9 protein-coding genes and 1 pseudogene are annotated in these 13976 nt (G+C 61.9%); 4 read left to right on the forward strand and 6 right to left on the reverse strand.

What is annotated here, in order from left to right; translation table 11 throughout:
* The first annotated feature begins 96 nt into the window (after positions 1–96).
* Positions 97–1200 carry an aldo/keto reductase gene (locus tag BSY17_RS02780; RefSeq protein WP_069064251.1) on the forward strand — a complete coding sequence of 368 codons (1104 nt, stop codon included), beginning with the start codon at positions 97–99 and terminating at the stop codon, positions 1198–1200.
* 176 nt (positions 1201–1376) lie between these two features.
* Positions 1377–1652 (forward strand): annotated as a pseudogene (locus BSY17_RS02785) (alpha/beta fold hydrolase); the annotation flags it as partial.
* A 200-nt stretch (positions 1653–1852) separates the two neighbouring features.
* On the opposite strand, the gene BSY17_RS02790 reads toward BSY17_RS02785, so the two are convergent.
* The 4 genes from BSY17_RS02790 to BSY17_RS02805 form a co-directional block, all read right to left on the reverse strand.
* On the reverse strand, positions 1853–2035 hold the full coding sequence (locus tag BSY17_RS02790) for a hypothetical protein (protein ID WP_150125699.1): 183 nt from the start codon (positions 2033–2035) through the stop codon (positions 1853–1855).
* A gap of 207 nt (positions 2036–2242) precedes the next feature.
* Positions 2243–3232, reverse strand: a complete 990-nt coding sequence (locus tag BSY17_RS21470; protein ID WP_069064254.1) for a nuclease — start codon at positions 3230–3232, stop codon at positions 2243–2245.
* Positions 3233–3248: 16 nt separating this feature from the next.
* A complete protein-coding gene (locus BSY17_RS02800; protein WP_069064255.1) occupies positions 3249–4427 on the reverse strand; it encodes a YdcF family protein in 1179 nt (392 codons plus the stop codon).
* Positions 4427–6928, reverse strand: coding sequence for a TonB-dependent receptor (locus BSY17_RS02805; protein WP_069064256.1), 2502 nt, complete (start codon positions 6926–6928; stop codon positions 4427–4429). The genes BSY17_RS02800 and BSY17_RS02805 overlap by 1 nt, the downstream gene beginning before the upstream one ends.
* Before the next feature lie 136 nt (positions 6929–7064).
* Between BSY17_RS02805 and BSY17_RS02810 the strand changes: the two genes are divergently transcribed.
* Together BSY17_RS02810 and BSY17_RS02815 are read left to right on the forward strand one after the other, a co-directional pair.
* Positions 7065–8177: an ROK family transcriptional regulator gene (locus BSY17_RS02810; protein ID WP_037480778.1), complete on the forward strand. Its 1113-nt coding sequence runs from the start codon at positions 7065–7067 to the stop codon at positions 8175–8177.
* 93 nt (positions 8178–8270) lie between these two features.
* Positions 8271–10724 (forward strand): MHYT domain-containing protein, encoded by a 2454-nt coding sequence (locus BSY17_RS02815; RefSeq protein ID WP_069064257.1) that lies wholly within the window; start codon positions 8271–8273, stop codon positions 10722–10724.
* A 33-nt stretch (positions 10725–10757) separates the two neighbouring features.
* Here BSY17_RS02815 and BSY17_RS02820 read toward each other — a convergent pair whose 3' ends face one another.
* Positions 10758–12440, reverse strand: coding sequence for a response regulator (locus BSY17_RS02820; RefSeq protein ID WP_069064258.1), 1683 nt, complete (start codon positions 12438–12440; stop codon positions 10758–10760).
* A gap of 2 nt (positions 12441–12442) precedes the next feature.
* Positions 12443–13951: an ATPase domain-containing protein gene (locus tag BSY17_RS02825; protein ID WP_069064259.1), complete on the reverse strand. Its 1509-nt coding sequence runs from the start codon at positions 13949–13951 to the stop codon at positions 12443–12445.
* Positions 13952–13976: the final 25 nt, after the last annotated feature.

Here is a 13976-nt window from a genome sequence, read left to right on the forward strand (position 1 = left end):
TGAAAATCCTTCAGCAACCCATGCAAGTTCGATCGTCTAATCCTATCGGGTCGCACAATCCATATACCCTTTAGCAACCGCCGATGGAGACTGCCCGTGAACCTTCAATCCCTTCGCCCTCTTGGCTCGTCCGGCCTGCTCGTCAGCCCTCTTGCGCTCGGCACGATGACATTTGGAACGCCGCGCTGGGGCATGGACGGAAATGCCAGCCGCGCGGTGTTTGACCGCTATGCCGATCTCGGCGGTAATTTCATCGACACGGCCGATGTCTATTCGGGCGGCACGTCGGAGGAAATGGTCGGCACATTCATCGCCGAGGCTGGCCTGCGCGAGCGCATGGTGATCGCGACTAAGTCGGGCTTCAATACGGGCAAGGGCTTCCATCAGGGCGGAAACGGCGCGCGCCATATCCATGCCGCCGTCGAGGGTTCGCTCAGGCGGCTGAAGACCGATTTCATTGACCTATACTGGATTCACATCTGGGACGGCATCACCCCGGCGGCGGAACTGCTCCAGACGATGAGCGGCCTCATCCAGTCCGGCAAGATCCGCTATTGGGGCCTGTCCAACAGCCCCGCCTGGTATGTGGCGCAACTCGCCACGCTGGCGCGGGCACAGGGACTGCCTGCGCCCATCGGTCTTCAATATTTCTACTCCTTGGTGGAGCGCGGTGTGGAGGACGAGCATGTGCCGCTTGGCCGCGCGTTCGGCATGGGCCTCGTCCCCTGGAGTCCCCTCGCTTATGGCCTCCTGACCGGCAAATATGACCGGGTCATTGTTGAAGCCGGTCCAGCGCGTGAAGGAGGCGTCCCCAATGCGGGCGATGACGGACACATATCGCGCGCGGACGATGACAAGCGGCTTGATGGGGATAATCCCTTTGGAGACAGGTTGTTCACCGAACGTAACTGGCGGATCGTCGACGAGGTCAAGCGGGTGGCGGCAGAACTGGGCGAGACGTCAGCGCGGGTCGCCATCGCCTGGGTTGTCGGTCGCCCCGGAGTCGCCTCGACCCTGATAGGCGTCAGTCGTGCCGAACAGGTGACAGACAATGTCTCAGCGCTGCAGCTTCACTTGTCAGACAAGCATGTTGCGGCGCTCGATGCAGTCAGCGCAGAAGGAGGGAAATTTCTCTATGGGCTGTTTCAACCGCAAACACGCAACCAGATCGTTTTTGGTGGCGCGGACATCCTGGCCTGAAACCAGCGGGACCGGAGCCGGCGGGGTATCGGCGGCTCCGGTCCAAAGCTATCGGTGAAAGTCTAGGCCCATCTTCACTCCCAGCCGGTCACTCAAAGCCAGCTTTTCGTTCCCCAAGTGCAGGCGCTCCAACCGACCAGGTCGGGTCGTTCGGTCGGTAACCGGCAAATGACTGCAACTGGGGTTCAAAGGACGCGCAGCCGGTTATGCTCCATCACGGCTGGCCTTTATCGTCGGATGATTGGGATGCGCAGATGTTGTGTTTCTTGGCCAATAACTATCGCGTCGTCGCGCATGATCGTCGCGGTCCTGGCCGTTCGGCACGGGTCGCCACGGGGCACGACATGGACCATTATGCTGCGGATGCGTCTGCTGTCGTCGAACATCTCGATTTGCGGAATTCTATCCACATCGGTCATTCGACCGACAGCGGCGAAGTTGCGCGCTATGTGCATCTTCTGACCTGATAACTCCGAGAGGCTATGCCAGCCAACAGCTTGACTTGGATCATCCGATGTTTGCGTTATAGCGTAGCTATCTCCAGCAAATCGGCTGTTGTTCGAGTAGGATGGCATTTATCAGCGCTGTAATCGATGCGTCCAAGCAAGTCGGATTGGCATGGTGCCGTTTCCATGATCAAGGACGGTCCGCGCTAGACGAGGCTTTTTTTCATCAATTTGCGGAACCGTTCAAGTCGACCTGCGAGGATGGCGCTATACGGCGGTGCCGCGATCGCCTTTTCGCAAACCATCGCTAGCGAGGCCTGGTCCGCATATTCTTCCGCTAAAAGAGAATATGTCACCTCGCATTCTGGAGAATGAGCGATGATAGCCATTGATCGCTGCTTTCGGCTGCGGCGCGAAAAGTAGAAAAAATCCCACCCCCTCATATCTAACCCCATATCCGAAGACATATTATTACGTTGTCGGAATGATGCGCCAAATTAGTTAACGAATAGATCGAATATGGCAAAATCGCGTTGCTGACATCACGCTTCAACTATAATTGATGATACCGCGTTCGATATGAATGTGAAATCCGCTCAGCTCGGTGCCGATCCGGTTTCCGGGTTGAAGCGCGGATTGTTGGCGTCGAGCGGCGAGGGCGTGATTTTGGCGGGCGGCGTCGCGCTTTCGGCCCAGGCGCGGCACAGCATGTCACGCAGCATTGCGGCGCCTGCTGTCGTCCGGTCATAGACGAACGCGCGCACATCCTTGTCGGCAAAATCGGCAAAGCCGTTGCGCTTTTCGAGCTTGTACAGATTTTCCACGAGGTCGCCCGCTTCGTTCATAAAGCCCAGTACCGCGTCGAACATGTCGCCATTCTGGCGGCGCGGCGTCCCGATGCGCGGCGCGATGTCCGCTACCGTCAGGCCCATGCCGTCGACGAACCGGCTTTCGAACCGGCCATGAACGGACCGGTCGGTGGTATAGCCCTTGGGATTGTCGCCGCGCCATCCGTCGGAATGGATGGAGTCATGGTGCGGCTGCGCCCCATCGCCGATATAATGGCCCAGCCGTATGACCTGAAAAGCGCAATGTTGTTCCGGGATCGACGCATCGCCGCCCTCCGCCTGGGCCTTGCGGACGTAGCGCATGCAGGTGATCAGCCGTTCATAGGCTTCCATCGCCGCATAGGGCAGGGTGCCGGTCCAGCGTATATTGGTCCGCTGCGCCGTCTGCGGATCGCTATCCTTAATGGTCTCATACCGTTTGTAGAGTGCCAGGACGAATTCATGGCGCGACCGCGGGATGGGTTTTACGAAGGTGAACTGTTCCCGAAACCAGCCATGATTGGGGTCTTCCTCCATCTTGGAGAAATTCTCCGCATCCCCCCGCCAACTGTCGGGCAGCGAGGCCGAGGCTGCAATATAATCGACATGCTTGCGCAGGAAGACCGGCCCATCCTCCGGGATGGCCTCTATTGCCGCCTGATCAATCACGGCATGGGCGGTCTGGCCCCAGGCATGGGCGGCGGTCGGATGCAACGCCAGTGCGCTGATCGTGGTGAAGGCAAGCAGGAGGGTTCGCATCGTCTGAACTCCGAAATCAGGGGTCGAGGGGGTCGCGCGGATCGATCCGCGCCGATACGCGGGAGGGGCGGAACAGCAATTCGGTTGGCGACAGGCGGCGACCGACTTGCCCTGGCTGATAGCCAAGCTCCCGCTGGTTACGCGTAACGAACTGCGGGCTTTCGATCGAAGCGCTCTGGCCGGGGTTGCAGACGATCACGGCATCGCGGTCCATCGGCGCGTCCATCGCCATCAGCAGGCGGGTCGCATTGCGCAAATTGGTGGTCGTATGCCGGGCATAGGGTTCGATCAGGATCGCGTCAGCCGGAATACCATAGCGGTCGATCAGCGCGTTGCGCATCTGCTCGGCCTCAGCAAAGCGGGTCGCGCGGGGATGTGCCTTGCCTCCGGTCACGATGATAAAGGGCGCGTCGCCCTGCGCGAAGCGGCTGGCGGCCAGCCGAAGATGATATTTGCCAAAGGGGCTGATCGCCATGTCCGGCACTTCCGGCCCGACGCCCGTGACGATCAATGCGGAATAGCGATAGCGGCTCCAATCGAGACCTGTCGCGCGCGCCATGGCGGCCGCATTCGCGCCACCGGTCAGCGGTTCGAAACCGATCGCATCGGCGCGATCGCTACCGTCCAGCAGCGCCAGCGCATAGTCGATGCTGGGGTCCAGCGCCTGCGCCGATGTGTCGCGTGGGGTGCGTGACAGCCAATAAGCGGCCTGAAGCCGCGCCTGGCGCTCTTGCGGATCGATCATGCCGGCCCCGTCGATCTGCGCATAGGCGGCTGGCGCGCCCAGGCCATAGGTGCGCAAGATGATGTTGATGCCTTCCATCTCGCGCTTGGCCTGCGCGGCCACCCCATCATCGGGGGCGGTCAGGCCAGCAGGCGCAGCCACCGACTTGGCCACGGCGTCGATGTCCGTTTCCGTCCAGATCAGCGCCTGCGCCACGCAGAACATATCCTGCGCGCAGCCAGCGACGCGCCGCTGCCGACTGTCCAACAGGGCAGCGATGTCCGCCTTGGAAACAAGTGTCCGAACAGCGGTCGGGTCGCGCGCCATCCCGTCGAAAAGCGGAAAGAGCCGCTGCGAAAGCCGTTCGGTCACGACATCGCGAACGGCCCCGGCTTGTGCCGGGACCGTCGCGATCGCAACCGCAGCCATAGTGGCGAACAGGGTCGCCATCCGTGCCACGGTGCGCATCATTACCAGGACTTGCTGATGACGAGGCGGAAGTTACGGCCAAAGATCGGCCGACCGTAAATGGCTTCCGCGCTGCCCTGGCCGCTCAGCGAGTCGGTGCGGGTATTGCCTTCGGTCAGGCCATGGGCGTTGAACAGATTGTCGCCTACAATCTGCATCTGCCAGCTGCCGTGGCGCGCCGTGACGCCCGCGCCGATCGTGCCATAGGCAGGCAGGGCAGTATTGTTGTACAGATCGACGAAGCGCTTGCCCATATAGGTGTAGCGACCATAGACCGAGATATCCGTCTCGCCCGTCTGGAAGTCGAAGCTCGGACGGATATTGCCATAGATTTTCGGCTGGCGGACGATCTGGTTGCCCTCGGCCTGTTCCGGGTCGGCCCCGGTCGCGCTCTGGAAATTCTTATATTTGGGATCGCTGATCGTCAGCGCCCCGTTGAGCGAGAACCACGGCGTGACCGCGACCGAGGCGTCGAACTCCACGCCCTTCACCTGGGCTTCGCCGATGAAGGGGATGTTCACATCGTTGCGGCCCGTCGTCGGGTCAAAGGCGAGGAACGAGGCGTTGAGCGGATCGAAATTGGTGTAGAAGCCCGTGACATAGAGGTAGGAACGACCCGAAGCGAGCTTCAGCCCGACCTCGAACTGGTCGGCGACGGTGGTGATGATCGTGGGATTGATGCTCATAACGGTCTGCACATTGGGCGGCGTTTCGAGGTGCGACGCGCGGCCATAGACGCCGACATTCTGGCTGAAGTCGTAATTGGCGCCGACCGTCCAGTTGGTAACGTTGGGCTTCCCCTTGGAATTGACGATGACGCCGGTGAAACCGCGCGTGGTGTCGTCGGCCAATGTCGTGGCATCGCCCAGATTGACCTGCTCGGTCAGCGCGGCCCAGCCCTTATAGCTGTAGCGTTCATGACGGACGCCCGCGTCGATGCGCAGGCCGGGAATGATCTCCCAGGTGTCGTTGGCATAAAGCGCGAACATCGTCGCGTCCGAATCGCCTTGGCTCAGCGTCGCGGCATAGTTCAGCACGCCATTGTCGGTGACCCGGCCGATCTCCGTACCCGCCGCATTATAGGCAACCAAGTCGAGCGTGCGCGGCTGGCCCGCCACTTCGATCAGGTAGTTCTGAAACGTGGTGCGGCTGCTTTCGCCATAGGCACTGGTGTAGAGGCCGAGCTTGATATCGTGGCTGCCGATGCCGGTCTCGAACTTCTTCGCGACCGAGAAATTGCCCTGCGCCGAATAATATTTGGAATGAATGTCGCGATATTGCCCCTGCATGATGAGGCCAGAGGCGGTTTCGGGGTCATAGACGCTATTGGTCCCCGCCAGCGTCAGGCCAAAGCGGCTGGCCGTGCCGAACGCGCTGTTCGCCCGGTTGCGGATGCTGTTGGCGCCACCGGCATCGAGGAAGGCGGTCAGCGTCGTGGGGTTGGTGGTCGAATAGAAAGCGGTGAAATCCAGTTGCCCCTGGGTATAACCGGCCTTGGCCGACACCAGCCAGCCGCCGAACTCGGCTTCATATTGCGCGCCGATATTGATCATCTGCATGTGGCGGCCGTCGGCCAGGTCGCTGGTGCCGCTCTGGATCACGCCTGCGCCATCGCGATATTTCAGATTGACGTTGCGCAGTGCGGGCGAATTCATCGTCCCTTCGAAAAAGTCGATATATTTGTTCAGCGAAATGCTGGGTTCACGCGGGTCCGCCGTCGGGATCGGCAGGTAGAAGACGTTGTGATCGTTGACATAGTTCAGGCTCAGCTTGATCGAACCATTGTCCAGATCATGTTTGATGTTGGCGCGGATCTGGCCGCCCTTATCGTTGGGGAAGCCATTGTCGCGATAGCCGTCATGCTGACGCAGGAAGCCGCCGATCGCATAATAGGTATTCTCGCCCAGCGGTCCGGCCTGATAGGCATCCAGCCGATAAAGGCCGGTGTCGCCTAGCGTCACCTGCGCCTTGCCGCGCGGCGTATCGCTGCCCGTCACGGTGATCGCGTTGATGATCGCGCCCGAATAGCTGGCATAGACCGGGGCAGGGCCGCCGCGCACGACCTCGACATGGTCGGTCATCAGGTCTTGCCTCAAGATCGCGTCGCCCCGGAAAAAGACGCCGTCATTTTCGTGGAACAGCGGCAGGCCGTCCTGCTGGAAGCTGACAAAGCCGCCATCATTGGGCAGGCCGCGAATACGATAGATATTCTGCACTTCGCCGCCGGTGATTTCGGTCTGGAAACCGGGCAGCTGGCCGATCAGATCGGCGAAGTTGACGGGGGCGATCTTCTCGACATCTTCGGCCGAGATGGTGTTGATCGCATAGGACACGTCGAAGCGACGCTGGGCGCGGGTCGAGCCGGTGACGATGATATCGCTCTGCTCGCCGCCCAGTTCGGCCGCCTGCTCGGCGGGGGCTGCATCCTGCGCAAAGGCGGGCGTAAGGAAGGTGGAACACAGCGCCGCAAGGGCGGTGCCGGTGGCAAAAACGGTCTTGATCATGAACAGCCCCTCTGTGGTGGTCGAGCGGCCCGTGGTCGATGAACATGACATTTTTAATTATTGTTGTGAAAATAAATAAATCCGCCTAGCGCGGCGCTCATCGTGCGACAGAGCCGGTATGAAGAGGGCCAAGGCCATGCAATTTCCCTCCATCGACAAGGACCAGCGCCGCATCCTGCAAAGGCTGCGCAAGTCCGGCCCGCTGTCGCGATCCGCGCTGTCGGCGGCGCTGGAAATCAGCGGCACGGCACTGACCCGGCTGTCCCGCGATCTGCTTGCGCTCGGCCTGGTCGAGGAAATGCCCGACGTCGATGTGCAGCGGCGGGGCAGGCCCGCCATCCCCCTCCGCCTCGCTCCGCGCGGCGGCTATGCGGTCGGCGCGACCGCGCATAAGGGTCTGATCGAGATCGCGCTGGTGGACTTCACCGGCACCACGATCGCGATCCATCATGAAGCGACCGAGCCGATCGACCCCAGGGCATTCGCGCACAAAATCCGTCGCATCACCCATATGCTGGTCGATCGCCATGGCCTGCTGGGGCAACGGATGCTGGGCATCGGTATTGCCGTTCCTGGCCCGGCGCTGTCCTTGGCGGGCGACCGTTGGGCAGTGGTCGATGTCCTTCCCGACTGGCGGGACGCGCCCTTGCACGACATATTCTCAGCCGAAATGGGCTGGCCTTTGTGGATCGAAAATGACGCCAACGCCGCCGCCATCGCCGAATATTATCTCGGCGGCCTGATCCGCGATTTTTCCTCCATGGTCATATTGCTGCTTGGGTTTGGCATCGGCGCTGGCGTCATCGTCGACGGCCGCCTCGTGCGCGGGCAATTTGGCGCGGCGGGCGAGATCGGGGCCTTGTTTCCCGGTGACCGGCCACGTCCCAGCCCGCTCGACCTGCTCGCCGTCCTGCGCGCGGGCGGGTGTGACATTTCCTCTGTCGCCGAAATCGATTTCGATGCCACAGACCAGGCGCCCATCATCGAAACCTGGCTCGATCGCGCCGCACGGCAGTTGGAAATCGTCTGCAATTCCGCCTTTGCCTGGTTCGATCCGGGCGCGATCATGCTGGCGGGGGCATTGCCGCGTGCCATTCTCGATGGCCTGGCCGATCGCCTGCGCAGCGCCCATCTGGTCACCATGTTCGACCATCGCAGGCCGCCGGTGCAGGTCTCGAATCTCGGCAGTTCGCCCATCACCTTGGGCGCGGCGCTGTTGCCCATTCACGCGCTGTCGGCAGAAATTTGACGGACTATACGAATGGCAGCGACCGGACCTTTTGGGTCGGCATGAAAATCCATGTTATTGCGCTGTTTGTCGGCCTGTGAGACTAGCACTCCCATGATGATGCGCGGCACCCACGACATGTCTCTGGTTATCCTGTCGATCCTGATCGCCATGTTCGCATCGTTCACGGCGCTCAGCCTCGCGACGCGCATGCGGGCGTCCACCGGCTGGATGCGGTTTATGTGGGTGACGGCCGCCGCCATTGCCCTGGGCGGCGGCATCTGGTCGATGCATTTCGTCGCCATGCTCGCCTTCACCATGCCGGGCATGGTGATGCGCTATGACCTCGCGCTCACCCTCTTGTCGCTGGCGCTGGCCTTGGGCTTCACCTGGGCCGGGTTCTGGATGTTGAGCCGGTCGGCCATGGCACCGCTGCGCTTGGCGGTGGCGGGGCTGTTGATCAGCGCGGGCGTGCTCGGCATGCATTATCTCGGCATGGCGGCCATGCACATGGCGGCAACGCTCCGCTATGATCCATTTTGGCTGCTGCTGTCCGTTCTGATCGCAGTCGGGGCTGCGACAGCTGCCATGTGGCTCGCCGCCCGCGATCATCAATTGTCGCATCGGCTGGTCGCGGCCGCCATCATGGGGGTAGCGATAGCGGGCATGCATTATGCGGGCATGCGCGCGGCGATCTTCACCGCGAAGACGGGTATGACTATGACCGGCGGTGGCGGGAATCTGGGACAAACCTATCTCGCCATGTTGATCAGCGCGGTGACGGTCCTGATCCTGCTGCTGGCATTGGGGGCTGCCGGGCTGGAACGGCTGTTCCGCAATATCACCCGGCGGGAGGCGCGCATCGCGTTGCGCCTCAAGATTGCCGACGTGCTGCGTGGCCGCAATACCGAGGAAGCCTTGCAGGAGGTCGCGGCGCTCATGGGCGCGCATTTCGGCGTTGCCCGTACCGGCTATGGCCAACTCGACCCGGTCGAGGATATCTTCCATTATGATATTTGCTGGACCGATGGATCGGCACCGCCCTTGCTGGGTCGCTATCCCACCAAGACCTTCGGCCCGAAAATCGTCACCGCGCTCAAGGCTGGGCAGACGGTTGTCATCGACGATCTGCTCCATTCGGACCTCAGCGATGACATCCGGCTCCACGCGGACGCCAAATCGGTCGATACCCGCGCGATCCTCGTCGTCCCCTTCATCCGCGATGGCCGCCTGCAAACCATCGTCTATCTGAATGACCGCCACGCGCGCGCCTGGCAGCGGGACGATACCGCCTTCATGGAGGAGATCGCCGAACGCACTCGGCTGGTCATCGAACGCGCTGCGGTCGAGGAACAGTTGCGCGAACTCAATGCGACGCTCGAAGGACGGGTCGAAGCGCGCACGCGGGAATTGCGCGATGCGCAGGAAGCCTTGCTGCACAGCCAGAAACTCGAAGCCATTGGCCAACTCGTGTCCGGCATGGCGCATGACTTCAACAATGTGCTGGCGGCGATCGTCGGGGCCTATGACCTGATCCTGCGCCGCCCCGACGATCTCGACCGGGTGCGCCGCTATGCCCAGGGTGGTCTCGACGCGGCCGAACGCGGTGCCAAGCTAACCGCGCAACTGCTTGCCTTCGCCCGCGCGCAACGCATCCAGCTTCAACCGCTCCTGGTCTGCGATGTGATCCGGCCGTTGCATGATCTGCTTGCGCGTACCCTGGGGCCGATGATCACGCTCGATTTTCAGCTCAATCCGAACCCAGTCCCGGTTTTGGCGGACGCCACCCAACTGGAAATGATGGTGCTGAACCTGGCGATCAATGCGCGGGATGCCATGCCCAATGGCGGCACGCTTGCCATCTCCACCCACGTCCGCACCATCAGCGGCGACAGCGAAATCGCCGACAATGACTATGTCGAAATCGCCGTGCGCGATACCGGCACGGGCATGGACGAAGTTACCTGCCGCCGCGCCATGGAACCCTTCTTCACGACCAAGGCGGTGGGCAAGGGCACGGGCCTTGGCCTCGCGCAAATCTATGGCAGCACGCGACAGGCGGGCGGGACCGTCCGCCTCGAAAGCATCCTGGGCGAAGGCACCACCGTTCGCGTATTGCTCCCCTGCACGACGTGGCAACCCCTCGCCGCGTCGCCCGCGGCCGCGCTTGCGCCTGCTGCGGAGAGGGACGCGGTGCGCATCCTGCTCGTGGATGACGATGACAGCGTGCGGACCATCGTTGCGGGCGCATTGGAAAGCCATGGGCATCATGTGGTCGAAGCGATTGATGGCGCCAGCGCCCTGATCAAGCTCGACGCGCAGGACTTCGACATCGCCATTATCGACTTTGCCATGCCGGGTATGAATGGCGCCGAACTCGCCGCTCGGATCGCACAGCAATGCCCGTCGCTGCCCGTCATGTTCGCCAGCGGATTTGCCGATACCGACGCCATTGATTCCGTCATGGGCGGTAATGCCGTAATGCTGCGCAAGCCGTTCCGTATCGACGAATTGCTTGCCGCGATGCAGGGGCTGCTTGTGGCTCGACCGTTGGACAGCGTCGCCTGAGGGCGCGCAATCGGCCGCCCCCGGCCCAAACCTTCAATCCGGCGCGCTGGCCAATATGCCCGTCGTCATGTCCAGCACGCCCACAAGCGCATCGATCTTGAAGGGCTTGCGCACTATATGGGTGATCAGGCTCGTGTCCGCCGACACGCCTTCTTCGGCATAGCCCGTCACCATGATGATCGGCAGATCGGGTGCCCGGCGTCGTGCGTCCTCGGCCAGTTCGATCCCGGTCATACCGGGCATCGCAAAATCCACGATCATCACGTCGGGAAGGGCCGCGTCCAGCATCGTTACCGCCTCCGCGCCCGACGCCGCCTGCGTGATATGATAGCCAAAGCTCTCAAGTCCTTCGGCAACGAACCGGCGCACACCTTCGTCATCGTCCACGACCAGGATGTTGAGCTTCGCACGGACCCGGTCCGACGGCGAAATCTGCGCAACCAACTCCGTATCGACCACTGGTTGCTCGGCGAGCGGCAGCCATATGCTGACGGTGGTGCCCTCATGCTGCACACTGTCGATCTGCGCGATACCGCCGGACTGCCGGGCGATCCCGAACACCTGACTCAGGCCAAGGCCGGTACCCTTGCCCAACGGCTTGGTCGTGTAAAAGGGGTCGAACACTTTGGACAGGATCGGTCGGGGAATGCCCACACCATTGTCGCGCACCCGCACCACGCCATAGCGTCCGGGCCTCACGCCCTCCGGCGCAGAGCGCCCGGCATCCGTTTCGATCGTCAATATGCCACCGTCCGGCATCGCGTCGCGCGCATTGATCGCCAGGTTCAGCACCGCCAGTTCGAGTTGATGCACATCCGCCATCACCCAGGGCTGGCTGTCCGCCAGGACGCGCCGCTGGTCGATGCGCGGGCCGATCGTCCGCGCCAGCAGGTCGCCCATGCCCTCCACCAGCGCATTGAGGCTGAGCGGCGCGAGCGCCAATTGCTGGGTGCGCGAAAAGGCCAGAAGCTGGCGCGTCAGCTTCGCCGCGCGATCGGTCGCCTCTGCTGCGAAACGGGCGTGGCGCAATATCCTCTCGTCGTCGCTCCGCCGCTCGATCATTTCGAGGTTACCGGATACGACGGTCAGCAGATTGTTGAAGTCATGCGCGATGCCGCCGGTCAACTGGCCGACCGCTTCCATCTTCTGTGACTGGACAAGCGCCGTCTGCGCGCGCTCGCGCTCCGCTACTTCCTCCATCAACATGTTGTTGGCGCGCGACAATTCGCTCGTGCGCTCGGCAATCCGTGTTTCGAGATTGGCGTTGAGATGCGTCAGCCGCTCTTCGGCGAGTTGCAGCGCGGCCAGCCGCTCGCGCGCCTCATATTGTCGTCGCCGCACCCGCATCGCCGACCGCACCGCGCTGCCCAGCGTCTCGCTATGGATCGGCCGCTCCAGCACGATGACATTGCCCAACCGCTCCAGCACCAGCATCGCGTGGCGCGGCCGATGCCCAGCCCGCCGCGTAGCGAGCAGGATGAAAGGAAAATCCGACCATGGCGGCTGTTGCGCGACCCAAGCGTCCAGCGCGCTACGATCAGCCCCGGCCAGCGACTCCTCGGTAATTATGGCCGTAGCCGCGCCTCGCGTCAGTTCGTCGCTCAGCGCGCGCGCATCGGCGCAGGTCGTGCAGGCATAATCCTGCTTCGCCAACAGCGTTTCCATCACTGCCGCGTCTCTACCCCTCAGCGCCAGAACAAGGATGCGATCTTCCATCCTTATGTCTCGCTCGCAGCCGGCTCTGCTGCCAGCAAGGGCGTCTTGCCGCTATAGGTCGGCACGCCCGTCAGAACGCCGTCGAAATCCTTGAGCGGCTCGCCTACGGTAATGCCGTTGCGGCCCAGGCGATACTCCCTGATGGTCGCCTCATGCGGCGTGGTACGGCTCTTCACGACCGATACCGCCTTCAGCATTTCCCCCTTCGCCTCGAAATAGCGAAAGAGGATGATCGTGTCGGACAGATAGCTCAGATCAACGTCGGACCGGACCTCACCGATGATACCATGCTGCCCCAATATGAGGACAGTGATGACGCCCTGCTGGTTCAGATAGCTCAACATCTCGTGCATCTGCAGCACCAGATATTTCTCGCCCGGCATGGCCTGCAAAAAGGCGTTCAGGCTATCGATCACCACGAAGCGCACGCCATCCTCTTCCACCGCGCGACGAACCCAACTGGCAAATTCGCCCGGCGACATTTCCGCGGGGTCGATCTGCGTGACGGTCAGCGCGCCGCTGTCGAGATGCGGCTGCAAATCCATGCCCATGGCGCGGGCACGGGTAATCATCGTCGGCCGCCCTTCATCGAACAGGAAATAGGCCGCCTTTTCGCCGCGCGCGATGGCGCTCAGGCCAAACTGCACCGCCGTCGTCGTCTTACCCACGCCCGAAGGTCCGTTGAACAGCAAATTGGTGCCCACCGAAATGCCGCCACCCAGCATCTGGTCCATGCGCTCCAGCCCGGTGGAAACCAACTGCTGGACATATTGACCATGATGTTCATTCGCGACCAGACGGGGGAAGACGGCCACGCCACCGGTTTCGATCACGAAATCATGATAACCGCCGCGATATTTCACGCCGCGCATCTTCACGACGCGCAGGCGGCGGCGTTCGGTGCCATAATCCTGCGCCGCTTGTTCCAGCGTGATGACGCCATGGGCGATACTGTGCAATTGCAGGTCGTTGGGATCGGAACTGCGATCATCAAGCATCAGGACCGTGCAATGGCGCTGCGAGAAATATTGCTTCAGCGCCAATATCTGGCGGCGATAACGCAGCGAATTTTGCGCCAGCAGCCGCATTTCCGACAGGCTATCGAACACTACTCGGACCGGCCGGATGCGATCGACGCACTCCATCACGCCCTGGATCGTCTCGCCCAATTCCACTTCGGACGGCTCCAATATGGATTGCTCCGCGTCGGGGTCCAGCCCTTCGCCGCTGACCAGTTCGAACAGGTCGATATCGTCCAGCACCCAATTATGGCTGCGCGCGACTTCCTTCAACTCCGCCGACGTTTCCGACAAGGTGATGTAAAGACCGCGCTCTCCCTGGCGCGCGCCTTCCAGCAGGAATTGCAGCGCGATCGTCGTCTTGCCGCTGCCAGGCGTTCCTTCCAGCAGATAGGCACGATTGGCGGTGAGGCCGCCGCCCAAAATATTGTCCAGGTCCGCAATGCCGGTCGAAATAGTCACCTTGCGGTCTTCGCTTGCCAGGTCCGTCATATCGTCCTCAAACTCTTGCGCTCAC

Source organism: Sphingobium sp. RAC03, assembly GCF_001713415.1.
Lineage (GTDB): Bacteria > Pseudomonadota > Alphaproteobacteria > Sphingomonadales > Sphingomonadaceae > Sphingobium.

What these genes read in the sequence shown, in the direction of transcription:
- BSY17_RS02800 (WP_069064255.1), bottom strand. Translation starts at nt 4,427, where the DNA reads ATGATGCGCACCGTGGCACGGATGGCGACCCTGTTCGCCACTATGGCT.
- BSY17_RS21470 (WP_069064254.1), bottom strand. Translation starts at nt 3,232, where the DNA reads ATGCGAACCCTCCTGCTTGCCTTCACCACGATCAGCGCACTGGCGTTG.
- BSY17_RS02825 (WP_069064259.1), bottom strand. Translation starts at nt 13,951, where the DNA reads ATGACGGACCTGGCAAGCGAAGACCGCAAGGTGACTATTTCGACCGGC.
- BSY17_RS02805 (WP_069064256.1), bottom strand. Translation starts at nt 6,928, where the DNA reads ATGATCAAGACCGTTTTTGCCACCGGCACCGCCCTTGCGGCGCTGTGT.
- BSY17_RS02810 (WP_037480778.1), top strand. Translation starts at nt 7,065, where the DNA reads ATGCAATTTCCCTCCATCGACAAGGACCAGCGCCGCATCCTGCAAAGG.
- BSY17_RS02815 (WP_069064257.1), top strand. Translation starts at nt 8,271, where the DNA reads ATGATGATGCGCGGCACCCACGACATGTCTCTGGTTATCCTGTCGATC.
- BSY17_RS02820 (WP_069064258.1), bottom strand. Translation starts at nt 12,440, where the DNA reads ATGGAAGATCGCATCCTTGTTCTGGCGCTGAGGGGTAGAGACGCGGCA.
- BSY17_RS02790 (WP_150125699.1), bottom strand. Translation starts at nt 2,035, where the DNA reads ATGGCTATCATCGCTCATTCTCCAGAATGCGAGGTGACATATTCTCTT.